Annotated in this window: 15 protein-coding genes; 12 read left to right on the top strand and 3 right to left on the bottom strand. The window is 49.5% G+C overall.

Annotated features, from left to right (window positions below):
* The first annotated feature begins 3 nt into the window (after positions 1-3).
* Positions 4-3204 carry an efflux RND transporter permease subunit gene (locus GU926_RS03280; protein ID WP_160688976.1) on the top strand — a complete coding sequence of 1067 codons (3201 nt, stop codon included), beginning with the start codon at positions 4-6 and terminating at the stop codon, positions 3202-3204.
* On the top strand, positions 3197-4630 hold the full coding sequence (locus tag GU926_RS03275; RefSeq protein WP_160688974.1) for a TolC family protein: 1434 nt from the start codon (positions 3197-3199) through the stop codon (positions 4628-4630). Before GU926_RS03280 ends, GU926_RS03275 begins: the two co-directional genes overlap by 8 nt.
* Positions 4631-4962: 332 nt before the next feature.
* On the opposite strand, the gene GU926_RS03270 is transcribed toward GU926_RS03275, so the two are convergent.
* Positions 4963-6366 (bottom strand): FG-GAP-like repeat-containing protein, encoded by a 1404-nt coding sequence (locus GU926_RS03270; protein WP_160688972.1) that lies wholly within the window; start codon positions 6364-6366, stop codon positions 4963-4965.
* Between the two features lie 217 nt (positions 6367-6583).
* Between GU926_RS03270 and lepA the strand changes: the two genes are divergently transcribed.
* On the top strand, positions 6584-8371 hold the full coding sequence (gene lepA / locus GU926_RS03265) for a translation elongation factor 4 (RefSeq protein WP_160688970.1): 1788 nt from the start codon (positions 6584-6586) through the stop codon (positions 8369-8371).
* Between the two features lie 301 nt (positions 8372-8672).
* Here lepA and GU926_RS03260 read toward each other — a convergent pair whose 3' ends face one another.
* A complete protein-coding gene (locus tag GU926_RS03260; protein WP_160688968.1) occupies positions 8673-9314 on the bottom strand; it encodes a carbonic anhydrase in 642 nt (213 codons plus the stop codon).
* A 325-nt stretch (positions 9315-9639) separates the two neighbouring features.
* Here GU926_RS03260 and GU926_RS03255 point away from each other — a divergent pair, with 325 nt between their 5' ends.
* The 7 genes from GU926_RS03255 (at position 9640) to GU926_RS03225 (ending at position 18115) form a co-directional block, all read left to right on the top strand.
* Positions 9640-10272: a TetR/AcrR family transcriptional regulator gene (locus GU926_RS03255; RefSeq protein ID WP_160688966.1), complete on the top strand. Its 633-nt coding sequence runs from the start codon at positions 9640-9642 to the stop codon at positions 10270-10272.
* On the top strand, positions 10272-11645 hold the full coding sequence (locus tag GU926_RS03250; RefSeq protein ID WP_160688964.1) for a TolC family protein: 1374 nt from the start codon (positions 10272-10274) through the stop codon (positions 11643-11645). Before GU926_RS03255 ends, GU926_RS03250 begins: the two co-directional genes overlap by 1 nt.
* Before the next feature lie 19 nt (positions 11646-11664).
* Positions 11665-12705 (top strand): HlyD family secretion protein, encoded by a 1041-nt coding sequence (locus GU926_RS03245; protein WP_160688962.1) that lies wholly within the window; start codon positions 11665-11667, stop codon positions 12703-12705.
* Between the two features lie 3 nt (positions 12706-12708).
* On the top strand, positions 12709-14256 hold the full coding sequence (locus GU926_RS03240; protein ID WP_160688960.1) for a DHA2 family efflux MFS transporter permease subunit: 1548 nt from the start codon (positions 12709-12711) through the stop codon (positions 14254-14256).
* Between the two features lie 174 nt (positions 14257-14430).
* Complete coding sequence (locus GU926_RS03235; RefSeq protein WP_160688958.1) at positions 14431-15312, top strand: bifunctional 5,10-methylenetetrahydrofolate dehydrogenase/5,10-methenyltetrahydrofolate cyclohydrolase; 882 nt, start codon at positions 14431-14433, stop codon at positions 15310-15312.
* Positions 15313-15603: 291 nt separating this feature from the next.
* Complete coding sequence (locus GU926_RS03230; RefSeq protein WP_160694566.1) at positions 15604-16185, top strand: 7-carboxy-7-deazaguanine synthase QueE; 582 nt, start codon at positions 15604-15606, stop codon at positions 16183-16185.
* 7 nt (positions 16186-16192) lie between these two features.
* Positions 16193-18115, top strand: a complete 1923-nt coding sequence (locus GU926_RS03225; RefSeq protein WP_232058414.1) for an OmpA family protein — start codon at positions 16193-16195, stop codon at positions 18113-18115.
* Between the two features lie 426 nt (positions 18116-18541).
* On the opposite strand, the gene GU926_RS03220 is transcribed toward GU926_RS03225, so the two are convergent.
* Positions 18542-19828, bottom strand: coding sequence for a citrate synthase (locus tag GU926_RS03220; RefSeq protein ID WP_160688956.1), 1287 nt, complete (start codon positions 19826-19828; stop codon positions 18542-18544).
* A 334-nt stretch (positions 19829-20162) separates the two neighbouring features.
* Here GU926_RS03220 and glgX point away from each other — a divergent pair, with 334 nt between their 5' ends.
* On the top strand, positions 20163-22319 hold the full coding sequence (gene glgX, locus GU926_RS03215) for a glycogen debranching protein GlgX (RefSeq protein ID WP_160688954.1): 2157 nt from the start codon (positions 20163-20165) through the stop codon (positions 22317-22319).
* Positions 22312-24162 carry a malto-oligosyltrehalose trehalohydrolase gene (gene treZ / locus GU926_RS03210; protein ID WP_160688952.1) on the top strand — a complete coding sequence of 617 codons (1851 nt, stop codon included), beginning with the start codon at positions 22312-22314 and terminating at the stop codon, positions 24160-24162. Before glgX ends, treZ begins: the two co-directional genes overlap by 8 nt.
* Positions 24163-24414: the final 252 nt, after the last annotated feature.

Below are 24414 nucleotides of genomic sequence, written 5' to 3'. Positions count from 1 at the left end.
GACATGTTTAGTAAATTCATACACAGACCGGTATTTGCCATTGTCATATCGGTTATGATCGTGTTTGTGGGAGGGTTGGCCATCAAACAGCTGCCCATTTCACAATACCCCGATATTGCGCCAACCACGGTCAATATCTTCATTGCCTACCCCGGTTCCAGTGCAGACGTACTGGTAAACTCCACACTGATCACCCTGGAACAGGCTATTAACGGCGTAGAGGGTATGCGGTATATTGCCTCAGATGCCACCAGTGCCGGTGAAGCCACCCTCAGGATCATCTTTGAACCCGGCACCGACCCCAATGACGCCGTTATTCGAGTCAAGACCAGGGTTGACCAGGTAATGCCGCTGCTTCCAGAACTGGTGCAGAGAGAAGGCGTGGTGATTACGCCCATCCAGCCCAGTATGTTGATGTATGTGAACCTCTATTCCAAGGAGAAAAGCATGGATGAGAAGTTCCTCTTCAACTATGCCACGGTGAAGATGATCCCAGAAATCCAGAGAATCAAAGGGGTGGCCAGAGCGCAAATTCTTGGTAGCCGCCGTTATGCCATGCGCGTTTGGCTGAACCCAGACCGCATGCGGGCCTACAAAATCTCAGTGGAAGAAGTAATGGAGGCCCTGGCCGAGCAAAGCATCATAGGCCGTCCTGGTCGTATTGGTCAAAGTTCTGGTATTGCCGCGCAGTCTCTAGAATACGTGCTTACCTACAAAGGCCGCTACAACAAGCCGGTAGAATATGAGAACATTATTGTGCGCGCCAACGCCGAAGGGGAGAGCGTGCGCATGAAAGACATTGCCACCGTTGAATTGGGCAGTGAGTTCTTTGACATCTACTCCAACCTGAATGGCAGCCCAGCGGCAGCGATTGTATTAAAGCAGAACTATGGCAGTAACGCCAGCGATGTAATTGCCGAAGTGAAAGCCAAACTGGAAGTGATGAAAGGTTCCTTCCCGCCAGGCATGGATTATAAAATCAGCTATGACGTTTCTCAGTTCCTTGATGCTTCCATTGACCAGGTAATCCACACCCTAAGAGACGCTTTCATTCTGGTGGCCATTGTGGTGTTTATCTTCTTAGGTGACTGGCGATCTACGCTCATCCCTATTTTGGCGGTACCGGTTTCTCTGGTGGGAGCGTTCTTCGTGATCCAATTCTTTGGGCTATCCATCAACTTGATTACGCTGTTTGCCTTGGTGTTGGCTATTGGTATTGTGGTTGACAACGCCATTGTGGTGGTGGAGGCCGTGCACGCCAAGATGGAGGAAACCAATCTTTCGCCTTACAAGGCGACCATAGAAGTATTGCGTGAAATTGGCGGCGCCATCATTGCCATTACCTTGGTAATGACCGCGGTGTTCGTGCCGTTGGTATTCATGTCCGGGCCGGTGGGTATTTTCTATCGGCAGTTCTCTATTACCATGGCCAGTTCCATTGTTATCTCAGCGGTGATTGCCTTGACCCTTACACCGGTGCTGTGTGCCATGCTCTTAAAGAACAACCACGGCAAGCCTAAAAAGCGGAACCCATTGACCAAAGCGCTGGACGGTTTCAACAGCGGTTTTGAAAAACTGACGGGAAAATACGTTGGCCTGTTGCGGTCAATAGTGAGCAGAAGATGGTTGACGTGGGGAATTCTGTTGGCCTTTGGCGTGGGTATTTTCTTAGAAAGTAAAGTGCTGCCTTCGGGCTTTATCCCGAACGAAGACCAGGGAACCATTTATGCTATTGTGCAGACACCACCGGGTTCTACCCTGGAAACAACTAACAAGGTGTCACAAAGACTGCAGAAAATCTGTGCAAAAATTGAAGGCGTTGAGTCTGTTTCTTCTTTGGCAGGATATGAGATTATGACCGAAGGACGCGGTTCCAACGCGGGTACCTGTTTGATCAACTTAAAAAGCTGGTCAGACCGCAAGAACACCGTGAAAGAAATCATGGAAGAGTTGGAAGAGAAGTCCAAAGGCCTGGGCGCCGTGGTAGAATTCTTTGAGCCACCCGCTATTCCGGGCTTCGGTTCTTCTGGTGGTTTCTCTATGCGTCTCCTGGATAAGAACTCTGAAACGGATTACCATGAGTTTGACAAAGTGAACCAGCAGTTCATGGACAACCTGAGTAAGCGCCCAGAGCTAACCGGCTTGTTTACTTTCTTTGCCGCTAATTACCCGCAGTATGAGCTGGAGATTGACAACAACCTGGCCATGCAGAAAGGTGTTTCCATTGGGAAAGCCATGGAGAACCTGAACATTCTCATTGGCAGTACCTATGAGCAGGGTTTCATCAAATTCAACCAGTTCTTCAAGGTGTACGTGCAGTCAGATCCCAAATTCAGAAGACTGCCGTCTGACATCTTGAACCTCTTCGTAAAAAATGAAGCTGGTGAAATGGTGCCTTACTCTGCTTTCATGAAGCTGAAGAAGACCCAGGGACCCAATGAGGTAACGCGTTTCAACCTGTACAACTCGGCGGCTATCCAAGGACTACCGGCCAAAGGCTACACCACGGCAGATGCCATTCAAGCCATTCAGGAAGTAGCCTCTACCACTTTGCCGAAGGGCTATGACATTGCCTGGGAAGGACTTTCTTATGATGAGTCCATCCGGGGAAATGAGTCGCTGTACGTGTTCCTGGTAGTATTGCTGTTCGTCTACTTTGTGTTGGCGGCGCAGTATGAGAGTTTCATTATTCCTTTTGCGGTGGTGCTTTCCTTGCCAGTTGGGGTGTTTGGTTCCTTCCTGTTATTGAAGTTGATGGGTCTGGAAAACAACATTTACGCTCAGATTGGTCTCATCATGCTCATAGGATTGCTGGGTAAGAACGCCGTGTTGATTGTGGAGTTTGCAGTGCAGAAACGGCAGCAGGGAGCCACCATTCTAGAGGCGGCCATTGAAGGAGCCCGCGTGCGTTTCCGTCCTATCCTCATGACTTCCTTCGCGTTTGTGGCCGGTTTGATTCCTTTGATTGTGGCTTCTGGAGCAGGAGCCATCGGGAACCAGACCATCGGTGCCTCGGCGCTGGGTGGAATGTTGTTCGGAACCATTTTCGGGGTGGTGATCATCCCGGGGCTGTACTACATTTTCGCTAAAATGGCAGACGGCCGTCACTTGATCAGAGATGAGCATGAGACGCCGCTCACAGAAGAGTATGTCTATGTCACCGAAGATCTTTCACTCATTGACGAAAGCCAAGACCATGTATAAAGGAAAAGCTATAAAATGGTTGGGACTGGGGTTGGTATCCTTGGCCTACACCTCTTGCAGCGTGCCTGCCTTGGTACAGCGCGCAGAAAATAAGTCTGTTCCTGCTGCCTTTGTCACGGACCATGACACTACCAATGCCGCGCAGGTGCAATGGAAGAAATTCTTTGCAGATGCCTACTTAACCAGCCTGATTGACACTGCCCTGCAAAACAACCAGGAGTTGAACATTACCCTGCAGGAAATTGAAATCTCCAGAAATGAAGTGAAGGTGCGCCAGGGCGAATACCTTCCTTCGGTGGGGTTGAGGGCTGGCGCGGGTGTTGACAAGGTGGCCCGTTTCACTAACATTGGCGCCTTAGAAGCCACCACCGAGATTGAGCCCGGCAAAGAAATGCCCGAGCCGCTCCAGGACTATGGCATAGGCGCCTACGCCAACTGGGAAGTGGACGTGTGGCACAAGTTGCGCAATGCTAAAAAAGCAGCCGTGCACCGGTACCTGGCGTCTGTGGAGGGCAGAAACTTCATGGTTACCAACCTTATCTCTGAGATTGCCAATTCTTATTATGAACTCCTGGCACTGGACAATCAACTGGCCATCATTCAGCAGAACATTGAAATCCAGAGCAACGTCCTGAAAACGGTAAAACTTCAGAAAGAAGCGGCCAAGGTGACGGAGCTGCCCGTGCGCAGGTTTCAGGCCCAAGTGTTACACTCACAAGGACTGCAGTACCAGGTTCAGCAGAAGATCACTGAGACTGAGAACCGCATCAATTTTCTGGTAGGCAGATTCCCGCAGCCGGTACAACGGGCCAAGAACGGCTTTGACAATGTCACGCCGCAGGCGGTGCAGGCCGGCGTACCGGCGCAGTTGCTAGCCAACCGCCCCGACATTCGGCAGGCAGAGTTGGAACTGGCCGCTGCCAAATTGGATGTGCAGGTAGCCAGAGCCAACTTCTATCCATCTTTGGGTTTGACCGCAGGGGTAGGGTTACAGGCCTTCAGCCCGGGTTATTTGCTGAAACCAGAATCTTTGTTGTTCTCGCTGGCCGGTGACGTGGCGGCGCCTTTGGTGAATAGAAACGCCATCAAGGCCGTGTACAGCAGTGCCAATGCCAAGCAACTGCAGGCCGTCTACCAATATGAGCGCACCATCTTGAATGCCTATATTGAAGTAGCCAACCAGCTGTCCAACATCAGCAACTTGGAAAACAGCTACCGCCTGAAGTCTAGGGAAGTGGAGGCGCTTACACAGTCCATTGACATCTCCAACCAGTTGTTTGCTTCTGCCCGGGCAGATTATTTAGAGGTGCTCCTCACGCAGCGCGAAGCACAGGAATCCAGGTTTGAATTGATTGAAACCAAGGTACAGCAACTTAATGCCATGGTGAACATTTACCGTGCCTTAGGTGGAGGTTGGAAAGAATAATCCCTGAATAAAGAAGTTGTGAATTTCAAATAAGTAAAAGGCCCATTTGCCACTAGGTAAATGGGCCTTTTCTTTTAACCGTTTGCTACTAAATAGGAGTTTGGTTTTGAATTGTGCAGGAATTAAATCTTTCGTTTTTGGCGTGTTTTCTGGAAAAGAGGATAAAAACGCTTCGGTCTTAATTTAAGCATTGAACCAAGTTTATTTAAACAACATAAGAAGGTAAAAGCCCTTAATGGAAATGACCGTAAACGGAGAGTTTCAAAAGCTTTTGCCTCAATCTTATATATTACGGCCTACAGCGTTGAAATAAAAATAACGCAAAGGCAATCTTACCGTGCAATGGTCACCCAGCCCTTAAAGACCTCTTTTGACTTATTAACTTGGATAATATAGAAATAAACCCCTTCGGCCAATTGGCTACCATTCCAGTTGTTCTGGTAATGTTTATTGGAATGTACCAATCCTCCCCAGCGGTCATACACGGTAAGCTCGTTTTCAGGAATGTCCTTGGACCATTTTATTTCAAAGAACTCATTCTGGCCGTCTCCGTTTGGCGTGAAGATATTGGGTATAGAAACCAGTTTTGAAGGTGTAATGTCAGGTTGTTTGGGGTCTACGGGATCTTCTTCTTTATTTAGGTAGAGTGCACAGTCTTTGATGTTGGTAAGGAGTGCGACTTCAACGTTATTTCTTTGGAAGGGTGCTATTACATCAAATCCTCCATCCAAGTTGAAGTCGGCGGAGGCTATTGAAGAGGCCGCGTGCCAGTTGGTAGCCTGGTTTTTTAAGACGAATCCGGTGGCAGAGTTTTCAAAAAGCATGAGCCCGCCACTGCTAATCAAAATATCTGGTCTTGCGTCACAAGTAAAATCCTTGATGAGGATATCTGCCGGAATATAGCCTGGTATAATTTGAAAAGGTGTAAATCCGCCTTGTCCGTCTCCTGATAGGAGGGTGATGCTTTCCTTTTCATTGAGGCTCACCACGGCAATGTCTAAATACTGATCGCCGTTTAGTTCGGCAATGGCCAGGTTGTTAGGGAAAAAGCCTACTGGATAGTTTTTGGCCGCCCCAAAACCACCTTGCTTGTTGTTGAGCAACAAGCTTATGTTGCCGCTGGCCTGGTTGCCCACTACCAAATCTGGGTAAGTGTCTTGGTTTACATCAGAAGATTCAATGGAAGCGGGCTGCGCACCTACCTTGTAAGCATCATTTTCTGTAAAACCTCCTTTTCCATTGCCTGTAAATAACATAACCGACTGATCTAAAAAATTAGTGGTCGCAATGTCTAGGTGGCCGTCTTTGTTAAAATCATTTACTACACTGGCATATCCATCTCTAATATTTTTAGTTTTGGCAGCATTGAAATTTCCCTGGCCGTCACCCAACAAAAGCATGAGTTGAGTAGGCATGGTCAACACTAAGTCCAGATGGCCATCTTTGTTCAGGTCGTTGGTTCGTAAACTGTAACCGGCCACTTTGTAAGACTTGCGTTCCTTCAAGGTCAGCTTGTTATTGGCAGCATTCAGATAAATGGACAGCGTGCATTCATTCCAGCTATTATATTCCAGAATGGCTATATCGGCACGGCCGTCTTTGTTAAAATCACCGGTTTCTATTCCACTGGGCAGCGCTGAAAGGCTCCAAGCATCTGCTTCCTGAAAAATTTGACCAGCAGCAGAGGTAATGGATATGAAAATTATGAAGAGGAAGAGGGGCAGAAGGCGGCTCATGATGGGGCGTCAAGCGAAAATTTGGGTGAAGGTAATAATCCTTTTCATGTAAAAAGATCGGTTAAGGTAAATGAATATGGCTTTTGATTGGCAAGATTTAGTCTCATAATCACTCCATTGAAAGGAAAGGCATCTGATAAAAAGTCTACTTAGCTGTCAGAAACCCATTCCGGCAGCCCGCATAATTTTGTATCTTTGCTCTTTGTAAGCCTTTTTTATGAAGAACATCCGCAATTTTTGCATCATCGCGCACATTGACCACGGCAAGAGTACCCTGGCAGACCGTCTGTTGGAATTCACCTCGTCTGTGTCTGTGCGTGAAATGCAGAACCAATTGTTAGATAACATGGACCTGGAGCGCGAGCGCGGCATCACCATCAAGAGCCACGCCATCCAGATGAACTATGAATACAAAGGAGAGCCTTTTGTGCTCAACCTGATTGACACACCGGGCCACGTAGACTTTAGTTATGAAGTTTCCCGTTCCATTGCCGCCTGTGAAGGTGCTTTGCTCATTGTAGATGCCTCGCAGGGGATTGAAGCCCAGACCATTTCCAACCTCTACCTGGCCATTGGCAATGACCTGGAGATTATTCCGGTCTTGAACAAGATTGACCTGCCGCACGCCATGCCCGAAGAGGTGAGCGATCAGATCATTGACCTGATTGGCTGTGAGCGCGAAGACATTATTCATGCCTCGGGAAAAGCTGGTATTGGAATTGACAACATCTTGGCGGCCATTTGTGACCGCATTCCTGCGCCTAAAGGCGATCCAGAGGCACCTTTGCAAGCCTTGATCTTTGACTCGGTGTTCAACTCATACCGCGGGATTGAGGTGTACTTCAGGATCATGAACGGTACGCTGCGCAAAGGCGATAAGGTAAAATTCATTGCCACCGGCAAACAGTATGAAGCCGATGAGATTGGTGCGCTTAAGTTAACACAGGAGCCACGTCAGATGATGGCGGCCGGCGACGTGGGCTACCTTATCTCTGGGATTAAAAACGCTAAGGAGGTAAAAGTAGGGGACACCATCACGCACGCGGCCAACCCAGACACCATCCAGATACAAGGTTTTGAAGAAGTGAAGCCCATGGTATTTGCTGGTATTTATCCGGTAGAGACCACGGAATACGAAGAACTGCGTTCTTCCATGGAAAAACTGCAGTTGAACGATGCTTCTTTGGTGTGGGAACCTGAGACTTCGGCGGCGCTTGGCTTTGGCTTCCGTTGCGGGTTCTTGGGCATGCTTCATATGGAGATTGTGCAGGAGCGTCTGGAGCGCGAGTTTGACATGACCGTGATTACCACTGTGCCTTCTGTGCAGTTCAAAGCCTTCACCACCAAAGACGGTGAAATCAAGGTGAATGCTCCCTCTGAAATGCCGGAGCCCAACTACATTGATCACATTGAGGAGCCGTTTATCAAAGCGCAAATCATCTCTAAAGCTGAGTTCATAGGGCCCATTATCACGCTGTGTATGGACAAGCGCGGAATCTTACTGGCCCAGAACTTCCTGACCGCAGACCGCGTGGAACTGGTGTTTGAAATGCCGCTGGCAGAGATTGTATTTGACTTCTTTGACAAGCTGAAAACCATTAGCCGTGGCTACGCCTCTCTGGATTATGAATTAATCGGATTCCGGGAGTCGCATATGGTGAAGCTGGACATCATGCTCAACGGCGAGAAGGTAGATGCTTTGTCTGCCATTGTGCACCGTGACAAAGCCTATGACTGGGGCAAGCGCCTGTGTGAGAAATTACGGGAACTGTTGCCACGCCAGATGTTTGAAATTGCCATTCAGGCCGCCATCGGGCAGAAAATCATTGCCCGTGAGACGGTGAAAGCCTTGCGCAAGAACGTATTGGCCAAGTGCTACGGCGGTGACATTTCGCGTAAACGGAAGCTCCTTGAAAAGCAGAAGAAAGGAAAGAAGCGTATGCGCCAGGTGGGCAACGTAGAGATTCCGCAGGAAGCCTTCTTAGCCGTTTTGAAACTGGATTGATTTCTTTCTTATAGATCAACTAAAAGCCCCGACAGAAATGCCGGGGCTTTTGTTTTATAAGGGAAAGGCGTTTTTGGTCACTTTTCAGGAAAATAGCCCAAAAACGGAATTTAAGGGAAGTTAATTCGCTTTGTGCCACTATGTGTTTTCAAATGCTACTCGTTTTCTGATGAGATTTTAACAAGAAATGATAGCAATTGAAACACGCCTATCTAGGTTGCCACCAGGATCCTTTCAGGATGACAAAATAGGAAAAGACCCAATGATTTATCATCAAAAGGTAATAACCAACAATCAGCAATTATTTGCTGTTCGTTAAATCATAGATGTCTTTGATTTCTGCCAGGATTTTCTTGAAGTCAATGTTCAAGTCAATGATTTTGCCGGTGTGGAGGTCAAAAACCCAGCCGTGCACTTCGGGGTAGCCGTTTTCCTGGTAGCTTAACTGAAGTGCGGCGGTTTTAATGATGTTGGTGCACTGTTCCAGCACATTCAACTCTACCAGCCGTTCATAGCGTTTGGTCTCATCCTTTATAGCGTCCAGTTCCGCTTTGTGATGGCGGTACACGTCTCTGATGTTGCGCAGCCAGGGGTTCAACAAGCCCAGGTCCTTGGGTTGCATGGCCGCTTTTACGCCGCCGCAATTATAATGGCCGCAGACAATGATGTGCTTTACCTTGAGGTGTTTGATGGCGTAGTTGAGCACTGACATTACGTTTAGGTCCACGTTGTTGACCAGGTTGGCCACGTTGCGGTGCACAAACGCTTCGCCGGGTCCAAGACCCATGATTTCTTCGGCGGTCACGCGGCTGTCAGAGCAACCAATGTACAGGTAGTCTGGATTTTGGTCGGCGGCCAGGTCTTTGAAGAAGTCTTTGTTGGTGGTGGTCTTTTGGGCAATCCAGGTCTGGTTGTTCTGGAAAATCTCTTCGTAAGTAGTCATAGAAATGGTTAAGTATGGCTTACAAATTAAATGCGTGCGCTCAAAACTAAACATAAGTCTTGAACTCACGGGTATGGAATGGCTTTATCTTAGAAAGGAAAGGATCTTTCTAGTGTTGGCAACGCCGTAAAAGTAGGAACAATTTAAACCCCGTTTTTGGCTTGTTTTCTGGAAAATAGCCCAAAAACGAATTTTCGCCCCCATCCATATTTCAGCAATCACACAAGAAGAAGACTAAGTATCTGTTCTTTCAAAGAAACAAAGTTTAACCTTGGTTTGTTTATTAATCAATCGATTGATTAAATTTGCGCAATTCAAAAAAAGCATGGCGGAGAAAGACAAAACAGATAAGAAAGAGCATCTGCTAGACGTGGCAGAGCGCGTCTTTGGTGAACTGGGATATGACGGAGCCTCCACCAGGTTGTTGGCTCAGGAGGCAGGCGTGAACATGGCCATGCTTAACTATTATTTCGGGTCAAAGGACGGTTTGTTGAAAGCCGTGGTGGAGCGCCGAATGGCCAGCACCAAGAAGACCTTTGAAGAAATCGCCTCACAAAATACCTCTTGCTGGTCTAAAATAGAGCAGGTGGTGCAATTATACGTGAGCCGGGTAGCCACCAGCAAATACTTTCATAAAATCATCTTCCGGGAGATTTCCGTGCTTCGTTCTGGCGGGTCAGAGGTGACTGACTTTGTGTTGGAAAACCTGTATGCCAATACGCTGCAGGTGCAAAAAATCATGGAAGAAGGCATTCAGAAAGGAGAGTTCAGGCCGGTGGACGTGGGCATGACCATTGCCAGCATATTTGGCACCGTCAACTACCTCATCAACTCGCGCCGGCTGTCATCTAAAATCCTGGAAATGGACTTATTGGATGACCAGGTGCTGCAGAATGAAATGAAACCCCGTCTGCTCTCTTATTTACAAGATTCCCTTAAAACACACTTACTTAAATAATGAAACCGAGAATTAATGCTTCTCCCAAACGTTCCGTCTTGGGGCGTGGAGTCATTTCGGCCGCGGTGGTGGGCGCATTTTCCTTTGTGGCGGCTTTTACATCGCCGGTTCAGGCCCAGGAGCCAAAGCACCTTACTCTGCAAGAGGCGATAGAATTGGGCGTACAGAACAGCAAAGTCCTGCGGCTCTCCCAAACCAAGATAGACCAGGCCCTCATCAAATACAGCCAGGTAAAAGACGAAGCCCTGCCCAAAGCCAGCGCCAGTTACACGTACAACCACGCTGAGATTCCTACTAAAGTTTTCCAGATGTCCAAAGAGGGCCAGCCCTTTTACCTGCCCAAGCGCGCCGATGCCTTTTTAGGAACCTTGTCTGTGCAGGAAGTGATTTTTGCGGGCAACAAGCTGAAATACGCCAAAGAGTCTGCTGAACTCATGGCCCAGGTGGCAAGATTGGACGCTGAGAAAGACAAGGAAGAAATAGCCTATCACGTCACCAGCGGCTATTTTAACCTGTACAAGCTGCAGCAAAGCCAGAAAGTGGTTGCCCAAAACCTGCAGGCCGTGGACCGACAAATCAAACAAGCCCAGCGCTTTTTTGAACAAGGCATTGTCACCAAGAATGACGTGTTGCGATTCCAGTTGCAGCGCAGCAACGTGGAGCTCACCGGAGCCGACCTGGAGACCAACCGCAAAATTGTGGTCTATAACCTGAACATCCTTTTGGGTCTCCCGGAAAACAATAACCTGGTGGTGGAGGAAGTAGCGTCACCTGCGGGGCAGAACATTAGCCTGGCTTCTTTGGTAGACTCGGCCATGGCCAACCGAGAAGAACTGCAAACCCTTTCGCTGCAAAACCAGGCCGCTGACAACAACATAAAATCCATCAAGGCAGACGCCTTGCCAGCTCTGGTTGCGTCCGCAGATGGTTATCACATCAATCCCAGTGGTTCGTTTATTCCGCCGGCGCACGGCTCTCTGACCATTGGCACGGTTGGCCTTACGGCTGCCTGGAACTTTGACCGCCTCTGGACCAATAAGAATAAGCTGTCAGAAGCCAATATTCAGAAAACCCAGCTAAACCTTACCCGTGACCTCACCACTGATCAGCTGAAGACCGAGGTGAACCAGAACTACCAGCGCTACCTGCTGGCCCTGGACCGCATCAAGATTTTGCAGACCGCCATTGCGCAGGCAGAAGAGAACGACCGGAGTGAGGCGTCTAGGTACACCAATAAAGTAGCCAGCGCCACGGATCGCATAGATGCTCAAACGCGCTTGTACCAGGCGCTCATCAATCTAGAGCTGGCCCGCGCCGATGCCGGCTTAGCCTATTACACCTTGTTAAAATCAACCGGTACCATCCTCAATTAATTTCACAGCACATCATTCAATGGAAACTCAGAAAAAGAAATCCAATAAAGTCATTCCCATCATCTTAGGCCTGGTTCTGGTTATTGGTGGCTTCTTTGGCATAAAAGAATATCTATACTATAGCAAGCACGTGGACACAGACGATGCTCAGATAGACGCCGATATTAGTCCAGTGGTGAGCCGCGTCAGTGGCTATGTAGACACCATAATGTTTGAAGAGAACACTCACGTTACTCAGGGGCAGGTATTGGTGAAGCTGGATGACCGGGACTATGCCATAAAGGTAGAACAAGCCATGGCCGCCCAGCATGGGGCCAGCGCCAGCACTGGAGTGAACCAAGCGCAGATCACGGCCACTGCGGCCTCTGCCACTACGGCCAAAGCCAACATTGAAGCCACCCGCGTACGTCTCTGGAAAGCTCAGCAGGATTTTAACCGGTATGCCAACCTCATCAAAGACGGTTCCATTACCCAGCAGCAGTTTGACCAGGCCAAAGCCGACCGGGACGTAGCCCAGGCCAATTACCAGGCGGCCCAAGACCAATACAGGGCAGCCCAGCAACAGGTAAACACCACGCGTACGCAATTGACAGTGTCTAATACGGGGGTAGACCAGCGTCAGGCCGATGTAGATTTTGCCAAACTGCAAATGTCCTATACTACCCTTACCGCGCCGGCCAGTGGCATTGTATCCAAGAAAAGTGTGCAGAAGGGCCAGCTGGTGCAAGCCGGACAAGCTTTGTTCTCCATTGTGAATGACAATAGCATTTATGTGACGGCCAACTTCAAAGAAACCCAGCTGGAGAAAATTAGGGAAGGACAGAAGGTGAACATTGAGGTAGACGCTTTTCCAGAAGAAAAGGTAGAAGGCCAGATTTATAACTTCTCGCCGGCCACTGGGGCCAAGTTCTCCCTGCTTCCGCCAGACAATGCCACGGGTAACTTTGTGAAAGTGGTGCAACGGGTGCCGGTTAAAATTAAGATTACTGCTAGCCCAGAACTCATGAAACGTTTGCGCCCCGGCATGAGCGTAAAAGCGTCTGTGCTTACCAACGATTAAACCATGGCAGAAACCGGATTTAAAAAATGGGCTATCACCATCACGGTGATTACCGCTGCCTTGCTGGAGCTCATTGATACCACCATCGTGAACGTGGCCATGCCTCAGATACAAGGCAACCTGGGTGCAACGCTGGAAGACGTGGCCATGATTGTGACAGGGTACGCGGTGGCCAACGTGATTATTCTGCCCATGTCTGGATGGTTGGGAAGCCGCCTGGGCCGGAAGAACTACTTCATGGCCTCCATCATTACCTTCACTGTCTTCTCCTTTCTTTGCGGCAACGCCTCTAGCTTGGAGGAACTCGTGATTTTTAGGATTCTGCAAGGCTTGGCGGGGGGCGGCTTATTGTCCACTTCTCAGTCCATTCTTTTGGAAACCTGGCCCAAAGAGCAAGTAGGTACTGCCACGGCGCTGTTTGGATTAGGGGCCGTAGTTGGCCCTACGCTGGGGCCCACCATTGGCGGCTACATCACAGACAACTACTCCTGGCCCTGGATTTTTTATGTGAACGTGCCCGTGGGGATTCTGGCAGCCGTTGCTACCTACACCTTCATAAAAAGTACGCCAAGAGAGACCGGCGGCAAACCCATTGACTGGTGGGGCATTGCGCTGTTGGCCCTGGCCGTAGGAAGTTTGCAGATTGTGCTGGAGAAAGGCGAATCTGAGGATTGGTTTTCAGCCACGTACATCATTGTCCTGTCGGCCACGGCGGTTTTCGGGACGTTGCTCTTCATCTGGCGGGAACTCAGCATTGACTACCCCATCGTGAATTTCAAGATCATGCGCCACAGAAGCTTCTCCATTGGAATGTTCACTTCTTTTGTTCTGGGCTTTGGCTTGTATAGCTCCATGTTTGTGTTTCCGGTGTTTACGCAGGGCTTATTGGGCTTTACGGCCGCGCAATCTGGTAAATTATTATTGCCGGGCGGTTTGTTTACCATCATGATGATGCCCTTTGTGGGCAAGATGCTGCAGCGGGGCATTCCGGCGCAGTTCATGGCCACCGTGGGAATGCTGTTGTTCTTTGTCTTCGCCTTGATGATGAACCACTCCAACCTGCTTTCAGGTACCGAGGACTTCTTTTGGCCGCTCGTGATCAGGGGCATTGGCATGGCCTTGCTGTTTGTGCCGTTGACTACCTTGGCTATTCAAGACTTGAAGGGTGCTGAACTAGGGCAGGGCACAGGCTTGAACAACATGATGCGACAATTGGGAGGCTCCTTCGGAATTGCGGCCTTGACCACGCTCATACACGTGCGTTCTGGTTTCCACCGCAACAACCTGCTGGTAAACATCAATGAATACAACCCGGCCTTTACACAGCGGTTCAACGGCCTTATGCAGAATTTCATGAGCAAGGGCTACACCTTCATAGACGCTCAGAAAGCATCTTATAAAGCCATTGAAGGAATGGTCATGAAGCAGACGGCGCTATTGTCGTATACAGATGCCTTCTGGGTATCGGGGATGGTTATGCTCTGCTCTATTCCTTTGCTGTATTTGCAGAAGTTTAAGAAAGGTGTGAAAATGCCGGTAGACGCCCATTAAACTTATTTGCTTGATTTGCCTTTGGAAGTCGTTTTTGGCTTGTTTTCCAGAAAACAGGCCAAAAACGACTTTTGTGGTTGAAAGAAGAATTGAAAATAATGAAAAAAGTGACGGTCGTTTAGGAGCAGGCTCGTACTTTTGGCCTTCGTTTCACCTCTTCCTTTTCCTATCTCCATGATTCTCTTAGACGGAAAGAAAACCTCTGAAGCCATTCAAAGTGAAATTGCCGCTGACGTAGCGGAAATCAAAAAACAAGGCGGTAAAGCCCCGCATTTGGCGGCCATTCTGGTGGGCCAGGACGGCGGCTCCATGACCTATGTCAACAACAAGGTACTGGCGTGTGAGCGCGTAGGCTTTGATTCTACGCTGCTGCACTATGAAGACACCATCTCAGAAGAAGAGCTGCTCGCCAAAATTGAAGAGATTAACCAAGATGAAAACATTGACGGCCTCATAGTGCAATTGCCCCTGCCCAAGCATATCAATGGCAACAAGGTGTTGGAAGTGATGGACTACAAAAAGGACGTGGACGGTTTCCATCCGGTGAATGTGGGCCGCATGGTGGCTGGTTTGCCAGCCTATCTGCCGGCCACGCCGTACGGCATCATGCAACTATTGGAACGCTATAACATTGAGACCAAGGGCAAACACTGCGTGGTGATTGGAAGAAGTAATATTGTAGGAACGCCCATCAGCATTCTCATGAGCAAATGCACCATTCCTGGAGAGTGCACCGTTACCATCTGCCACCGCAACACGGTTGATTTGGCTATGCACACCCGCATGGCGGATATTTTGATTGTGGCGGTAGGCAAGCCAGGCATGGTGACGGCAGACATGGTGAAGGAGGGAGCCGTGGTGATTGACGTGGGCACTACCCGCGTGCCTGATGCCACCAGAGAAAGAGGCTGGCGCCTGCGCGGCGATGTAGACTTTGACAACGTAGCTCCCAAATGCAGCTATATTACCCCCGTACCCGGCGGCGTGGGGCCTTTAACCATCTCCATGCTCTTGAAAAATACCTTGCGCGCCGCTAAAAAAGAAGTCTACGGTTAAGACCGAAGAAGAAAATTAGCCGAGCCCGGAAATATTCTATTTTGTACCTTTGCAGCAGCCATTCCTGTCTCAGAAATGGCTGCTGTTCTTTTTATAAATTACGGGGTACACCTTGGGCACTAACCGGCCAGTGCAAATTGTTACCCTTATACAACCAGTTTCGTTTTTGGCTCGTTTTCTAGAAATAAGGCTAAAAACAGAATCTTTTACCAGACCGTTTTGGAAGACATCTTAGAAGTTAAAACCGCCTCTATTCATACCGTTCCCAAAGATGGCACCAAGCTGCCGCTTATGGAGCATTTTTATACCATTCAGGGCGAAGGCTACCATACCGGCAAAGCCGCCTACTTTATCAGGTTGGGTGGTTGTGACATTGGGTGCCACTGGTGCGACGTGAAAGAATCCTGGGACGCCAATCTGCACCCGCTCACTGATACCGACTGGATTGTGCAGCAAGCCATTCAATTTCCGGGAAAGGCCGTGGTAGTGACTGGCGGCGAGCCTTTGTTATATAACCTGGACTACTTAACCTCAGAATTGCAGAAACGCGGCGTGCAGACCTTTATTGAAACGTCGGGTGCCTATCCTTTGAGTGGCACCTGGGACTGGATTTGTCTTTCGCCTAAGAAATTCAAAGGGCCGCACCCGAATGTGTTGCCGCATGCCGGTGAGTTGAAGGTGATCGTTTTCAATAAATCAGATTTTGCCTGGGCAGAGGAGCATGCCGCTCACGTGGGACCGGAAACGCGCCTGTACCTGCAACCAGAATGGAGCAAGGCAGACCAGATCATGCCAATGATTGTTAACTATGTGAAGGAGAACCCAAAATGGAGAGTCTCTCTGCAAACGCATAAATTTTTGAACATTCCGTAATAGCCTCATGCGCGCATTTCAGGTTCTGGTACTTATTGTTGGTTTGGTAATTGGGAATAGCCTTTGTGGTTGGGCCCAAAAAGCAGGTGGCTCCTCCAATGCCAAAGCCCAAAAGCAGTACCAGGAAGGCCTGAAACTCATTCAGATGCGCAATTTTGAAAAAGCCATAGAAGCGTTTGACGAGGCCATCTCCCGTGACTCTCTCCTGGGCGAAGCGTATTTACGCGCCGCTGGATTGAGCCGCATCCTGCAAAAGCCAGATGCCGCCTACCAATACTACCTTCGCGGTTTGTCCAAAGTCCCGGCCCAGGCCAGTCTGGCGCCAGATTACCTTGCCTTCGCTGACTTATCTTTTGAGCGGGGCCACTATGGCCAGTCCGCAGAATATTACCAGAAATACCTGGGGTATGCCAAGGCAGGAGCCAAGCAGGCGGTTCACGCAGAGCGTCAGCTTAAGAACGTAGCCTTTGCGCAAGAGGCCATGGCCCACCCGGTTGCCTATTCGCCGGTGCCACTTAGCCCCGTGGTAAATGCTATGGGCATGCAGTATTCTCCAGTTCTCACGGCCAATCAACAAGAGTTATTATTTACGGCAAGGTCGGGTAGGGGTGCGTTAGACGATGAAGACCTGTACCTGTCTGTGAAAAAAGAAGGACAGTGGCAGGCGCCAGTCTCCGTCTCGGATCAAATCAACACAGACTTAAACGAAGGAGCTGCCACCTTTTCAGCTGATGGCCGCGTGTTGGTGTTCACCTCCTGCAACCGTCAGGACTCCTTTGGCAGCTGCGATTTGTACATCTCTTATAAGGAAGGCGAGAATTGGTCCAAGCCGGTGAATATGGGCCGAAACGTCAATACTTCTTCCTGGGACTCTCAGCCAAGTCTCTCTGCGGACGGACGAACCATTTATTTTGCCTCTAATCGCAAAGGAGGCTTGGGGAATGAAGACATTTGGGTGACCCGGCAGCAAGAAGACGGTTCCTGGGAGGTTCCGGTCAACGCTGGCAGTGCCATCAATTCTTCTGGCCGCGAAGCCGCTCCTTTCCTGCATGCCAGTGGTGCCACTCTGTACTTTGCCACAGATGGCCGGCTGGGCATGGGAGGGTTGGACCTTTTCAAGGCTACCAGGCAGGCGCACGGATGGGCAGAACCTGTCAATTTGGGCTACCCCCTGAATACACACCGCGATGAGACTTCCCTTTTCATCACCGCAGACAACCAACTCGGTTATTATTCTGGGCAACCTGCCCAACCAGGTCAAGTGCTCATAGGCCTTTCGCAGTTTGAGGTGCCCGCTGTTTGGAAGGGGAATATGACCAGTAGCTTCGCGCAGGGAACAGTGTATGACGCCGTAACCAAGAAGCCAATTGCCGCGCAAGTGCAGGTGTATGACTTGGATTCACTAGGAGTAGTTGCCCAACAAGTTCCTTCTGACAAGCAAACCGGCGCTTATACCATAGTGGTCAACCAAGGCCAACAATATGCCCTCTATGTGACTGCCCCCGGTTATGTCTTGGAAAGCCGACATTTATCTGCCGTCAGCACCGCCCAACCTTTGGCCCTGGATTTTTATTTGCAGCCTATAGGAAAAGGAAAGAAAGCTATTCTAAGTAATTTGTTTTTTGACACCGGAAAAGCCACTCTCCGCAAAGAATCCCGCACGGAGTTGGACAAGCTATTCCAGTTCATGAAAAGCAACCCCGGCCTAAAAGTAGAAATAGCCGGTCACACAGATAATGTAGGCCAACCCGCCTCCAACCTCAAACTATCGCAAGCCCGCGCCCAAGAAGTGGTGCACTATCTGGTTTCCAAAGGAATTCCGGCTTCTACATTCCTGGCCAAAGGCTACGGCGAAACCCAACCCACCGTCCCCAACACCTCTGATCAAAACCGCCAATTGAACAGACGGATCGAGCTGCGGATTTTATAGGTTCCCTCGGTTTGCCACTGATCGTTTTCGGGTTGTTTTCTGGGAAATAAGCCAAAAACTAATACAAGAGGAAATTGCCCTAGTAACCCGCACCGCCTTGTCTGCTACGCATGGCAGATAATGTACCGTCTTTCCGCAAAACGATGTGGTTGTACAAAGCGAAGGCTATTCTTTTTTCTTGAATATTTCTCTGCAACAATTAAGAGCGGTTTGCCCTGGAAGGAGATTATTCTTGATGGAGGATTTCCCCGTTGCATGGAGGCACGTTGTTCCGCGGAAAGACGATACGTCAGCAGAAGAAGGAAACTGGTAATTCACGGTTGAATCATTTCTTAAATCCTTGTTTTTCGCCTAATTCCCAGAAAATACCCCAAAAACAAAAGGCCCTGATGTCTCAGGGCCTTTTTCAGTATAAGTGTGCTAAAACTAGCGCTTATTGATTTCAGTATAGTTGCGCTCTGTGGCACCAGTATACACCTGACGCGGACGGCCAATTGGCTCTTTCGCTTCACGCATCTCTTTCCACTGGGCAATCCAACCTGGGAGACGGCCTAGGGCGAACATCACGGTGAACATCTCTGTAGGGATGCCCATGGCGCGGTAGATGATACCAGAGTAGAAGTCTACGTTTGGATATAGCTTGCGCTCTACAAAGTAAGGATCGTTCAAGGCAGCTTCCTCCAGTTCCTTGGCAATGTTCAAGATTGGGTCGTTTACGCCTAGAGCAGTCAAAACATCGTCGGCGGCTTTCTTGATGATGGTGGCGCGTGGGTCAAAGTTCTTGTACACGCGGTGCCCGAAGCCCATCAGACGGAAAGGATCATCCTTATCCTTGGCCTTGGCAATGAATTTCTTAGAGTCTCCGCCGTCAGCTTTGATTTCTTCCAGCATTTCAATCACGGCCTGGTTGGCACCACCGTGCAATGGTCCCCAAAGAGCAGAGATACCAGCAGATACAGAAGAATACAAAGACGCATTGGCAGAACCTACCAGACGCACGGTTGAGGTAGAGCAGTTCTGCTCATGGTCTGCGTGCAGAATCAATAGTTTATTCAAGGCACTTACCACTACTGGATTGAGTTCATACTCCTCCGTTGGGTAAGCAAACATCATGTGCAGGAAGTTAGAGCAATAGTCCAGTTTGTTTTTTGGGTAGTTAACCGGGTGCCCAACAGAGTTCTTGTATGACCAGGCGGCAATGGTAGACAATTTGGCCATCAAACGGATGATGGAAAGGTCAACCTCTTCTTTGCTCTGGTTAGGGTTCAGGGACTCTGGGTAAAATGCCGTCAGGGAGCTTACCAAGGCAGACAGGATACCCATTGGGTGCGCAGTAGACGGGAAACCGTCCAAGATTTTGCGCATGTCCTCGTTTACCAGGGTGTGAACTTTGATCTGATTGCTGAAATCATCCAATTCTGTCTGGGTAGGCAGCGTGCCGTAGATTAACAGGTAGGCAACTTCAATAAAGCTTGATTTCTCAGCCAACTGCTCAATTGGATATCCGCGGTAACGAAGAATGCCTTCCTCCCCGTCAAGAAACGTGATGGCGCTTTCTGTGGCACCGGTGTTCTTGTATCCAGAATCTATGGTGATATAACCAGTTTGAGCGCGCAAAGCATTGATATCAATGGCTTTTTCATTCTCAGTACCCTCTACCACCGGGAACTGGTATGACTTGCCATCTAAGATAAGTTCAGCAAATTCTGACATATTACTTTTTTGTGTTTAAGAGTTTGTGTTGCCTTCGCGGCGAAGTTAGTCAATAGCGCCTAAAAATGAAAAATGTTATGCATTACTACCTTTTTAAAAGCAATATTTTATTCTAACCATTGACCTATACGCCTTTTTTAACGAATTGATTACGCAAAGGCTCCCAGCCGCTATACCAAAGTATACCAATAGTGCTCCTTTGCAGTGCTTTAAGCTGACCCGGAGGAAGAACAAGAGAAGGTCCTCTGTCAAGTAAAAGCACCCTTCCTTGCTATTTGTCCGTACAGGTTGGGATTCATAATGCGTGCCATCCAGTTACCTGACCAAGTTTTTTATGAGCATCATCCATTACCCCGGTAAGCCTTTTCCCTTAGGTGCCACCTGGGACGGCGAGGGAGTCAACTTCGCCCTGTTTGCCCAAAATGCCACCGATGTAGAACTATGCCTTTTCCAGTCTCCGGAAGATACCACTGAAAGTGAACGCATAAAACTGGTGGAACGCTCTCATCAGGTTTGGCACATCTACCTTCCTGAGATCGGCCCCGGCCAGTTGTACGGTTTCAGGGTACACGGGCCCTATGAGCCTGAGAATGGCCATCGGTTCAACGCCAACAAGGTTTTGATTGATCCCTATGCCAAGGCCATCGCTGGCACGGTGAATTGGCATGAGTCTTTGTTTGGCTACCAGTTAGGGCACGAAGACCAGGATCTGAGCTTCAGTGACCAGGATAGTGCGCCGTACATTCCCAAGTCGGTGGTGGTGGATTCTGCATTTGACTGGGAAGGGGACAAGTCGCCGGGCCTGCCATATTATAAATCCATCATTTATGAGGCGCATGTGAAAGGCTTCACGCAACTGCACCCAGACATTCCGGAGGACATACGCGGGAAATATGCGGCCATCGGGCACCCGGTTACCATCCAGTACCTGAAAGACCTGGGCATCACGGCCATAGAACTGCTGCCGGTGCATCATTTTGTAACCGATTGGTACCTGCAAGACAAAGGCCTCACCAATTACTGGGGGTACAACACCATAGGGTATTTCGCGCCAGACGTGCGCTATTCCAGCACCGGCGTACTGGGCCAGCAGGTGGTGGAATTCAAGAACATGGTGAAAGCGCTGCACAAGGCGGGCATAGAGGTCATTCTGGACGTAGTCTACAACCATACCGGCGAAGGCAATGAAAAAGGCCCCACGCTGTCTTTTAAAGGAATAGACAATGCTTCCTATTACCGGCTCATGGAAGACGATAAGCGCTACTACATGGACTATACCGGCACCGGCAACACGCTAAACGCCAACCTGCCCAGCGTACTGCGCCTGATCATGGACAGCCTGCGCTACTGGATTCTGGAGATGCACGTAGACGGTTTCCGGTTTGATTTGGCTTCTACTTTGGCCCGTGAACTGCATGACGTAGACCGCCTGAGCTCCTTCTTTGACATTATTCACCAGGACCCGGTCATCTCACAGGTAAAGCTCATTGCCGAACCTTGGGATGTAGGCGAGGGTGGCTACCAGGTGGGCAACTTCCCGCCGGGCTGGACCGAGTGGAACGGCATGTACCGGGACTGCATGCGCGATTTCTGGCGCGGCGAGGAAAGCATGTTAGCGGAATTTGCCAACCGGTTCACGGGTTCTTCAGATTTGTATTCAGATGATTTCAGGAGGCCCACTGCCAGCATCAATTTCATTACCGCCCATGACGGCTTCACGCTGCATGACTTGGTGTCTTATAATGAGAAACACAATGAGGCCAACGGCGAAGACAATAAGGACGGAGATGACCATAACCGGTCCTGGAATTGCGGCACCGAAGGCCCCACCGAGGACCAATGGATCATAGACCTGCGCAATAGACAAAAACGTAATTTATTGGTTACGCTCTTCCTGTCACAGGGCGTGCCCATGCTGGTGGCCGGCGATGAACTGAGCCGAACCCAACATGGCAATAACAATGCCTACTGCCAGGACAATGAAATTTCGTGGATTAACTGGGGCTCAGCAGACCAGCACCTGTTGGCGTTCACCAGAAAGCTAGTGCACTTCAGGAAACAGCATCCGGTTTTCCGGCGCCGGCGGTGGTTTCAGGGGCAACCCATTAAAGGGCTGGGCTTGGAAGACATTGCGTGGTTTTTGCCCAACGGCACAGACATGGGAGATGAGCACTGGGATGAGGATCATGCCAAATCACTGGCCATTTATTTGAACGGCAAGGGCGTACACACCCGTGGGCCCAAAGGCGAACTCATCCTGGACGACTCTTTCTACGTCATCTTCAACGCCTACCATGACTCAATTGATTTTACGCTTCCGGCAGAAAAATACGGAAGCCAGTGGTCGGTTGCCGTAGATACGTTTAGGGGCTTGATAGAACCAGAAGAGCCTGTGTTGTACAATGCCGGTGATTCTTTTCATGTAGAAGGCCGGTCTGTATTGGTGCTGAAGAATCATGTACACGAGGTAGAACCTGAAGGAAATGAATAACCTTACCATTCAGAAAAGAACTCTGGGCGTCACGTTTCCGGCGCCAGGCCAGGCTGAGGTTCTGGTCTGGGCACCGTTTGCCCAACAGCTGGAAATTATCCTGAACAACGGCAACACCAGCCTCCCGCTCAAAAAGCAGGAGTTTGGCTACTGGCACTTGGTGACAGACCAGATTTCACCAGGAGACCGCTATTTCCTTCGGCTAAACGATGACCAGGAAGTGCCCGACCCGGTTTCTTTGTCCCAGCCTGCAGGCGTGCACGGTCCTTCACAGGCCCTGGACCTGGAAGCATATCAGTGGCAAGACACAGCTTGGCAGAATCTTCCTTTGCAGGAGTATGTCCTTTATGAACTGCACACAGGTACGTTTAGCCCACAAGGTACTTTTGAAGGCCTAGAAGCAAAGCTGGACTACCTGAAAGAACTGGGAGTGACAGCCATTGAAATCATGCCGGTGGCGCAGTTTCCGGGAGACAGGAACTGGGGGTATGACGGCGTTTTCCCATTTGCCGTGCAAAACAGTTATGGCGGCCCAGAAGCCATGCAGCGTTTTGTAGATGCCTGTCACCAGAAAGGAATGGCCGTGGTTTTAGACGTGGTGTACAATCACCTGGGTCCCGAAGGCAATTACCTGGGCGCCTATGGCCCTTATTTTACAAATAAATACAATACGCCCTGGGGCCCGGCCATCAATTTTGACGATGCCTGGTGTGACGGCGTACGGCGCTGCTTCACAGAAAACCTGCTCATGTGGTTTAGAGACTTCCATATTGACGCGGTGCGGCTGGATGCAGTGCATGCCATCAAGGATTTCAGTCCTGAACACATTCTGCGAGAGATGAAACAGCAAGTGAACGCGCTCATGGAAGCCACCGGTCGCACCCATTATATGATCGTGGAGCTGGACCTGAACGACAATCGCTTTATTAACCCCCTGGAGGAGCAAGGCTACGGTATGGATGCCCAGTGGGTGGACGAGTTTCATCATGCCTTGCGCGTAACTTCTACTGGCGAGAAAAGTGGGTATTACGCAGATTTCTCAGGCATCGCGCACCTGGCCAAAGCCTATGAAGATGCCTATGTCTATGACGGTCAATTTTCAGAACACCGCCAGAAGAACTTTGGCATCAAGGCAGAGCATAACCCCGGGCAGCAATTTATTGTGTTCACGCAAAACCATGACCAGGTGGGCAACCGCATGTTGGGCGAACGACTAGGCGAGTTGGTGAGTCTTGAGATGCAGAAGCTAGCCGCCGCGGCCGTTATTTTAAGTCCATACCTGCCCATGCTTTGGATGGGAGAGGAGTACGCCGAACCGAATCGATTCCAGTACTTTGTGAGCCACACCGACCCAGAATTGGCAGAAGCTGTTCGTAAAGGGCGCAAAGCCGAATTTGAAGCTTTTCAGGCCCATGGCGAAGCGCCTGATCCCATGGCAGAAGAGACCTTCCTAAACTCAAAATTGCAATGGAACTTGCTGGAAGAGGAGCCGCACCAAACGCTGTTCAAGTATTACCAAGCCCTGCTTCGCCTGCGCCGTGAGCTGCCCGCCTTGCGCCACCTTGACCGAAAATCATTGGAAGTGACCTGTGACGAGACGAAAAAAGTACTCATTCTGCGCCGGTGGCACCAAGAGCAGCAAGTGGTCTGTCTCATGAATTTTTCCCAGGAGGTTCAAGAAGTAACCATACCATTCGGGGTGAAACATGTAGAGTTGGTGCTTGACTCTGCTGCTCCAGAGTGGAATGGTCCAAACGCTGCGAATACATCAGCTACAGAAGGCGAAGAAGTAACCCTACAGCCGGAAAGCGTATTGGTATACTGTAGTTCGCCCTCAAATTGAGAAACGGCCGTTTTTGGCTTATTTCCTTGAAAACTGGCCAAAAACGAAAACTAACCCTACAACTGAATGGCGTTCTTACTGCTTCCTTTCTAAGGAGAATCTACTAGTGAAAAGGACCTTTAGATAACATAATATTAAAGCTCCGTTTTTGGCGTATTTTCTAGAAAACAGGCCAAAAACGGGAAAAGAGATCGACCTCACACTATGAGAATTGCCTGATAAGAAAGCTTCATCCAATCTCCTAATTCACAG

The organism is Nibribacter ruber (assembly GCF_009913235.1).
Classification (GTDB): Bacteria; Bacteroidota; Bacteroidia; order Cytophagales; family Hymenobacteraceae; genus Nibribacter; species Nibribacter ruber.
This window is presented reverse-complemented; position numbering and strand designations above follow the sequence as displayed.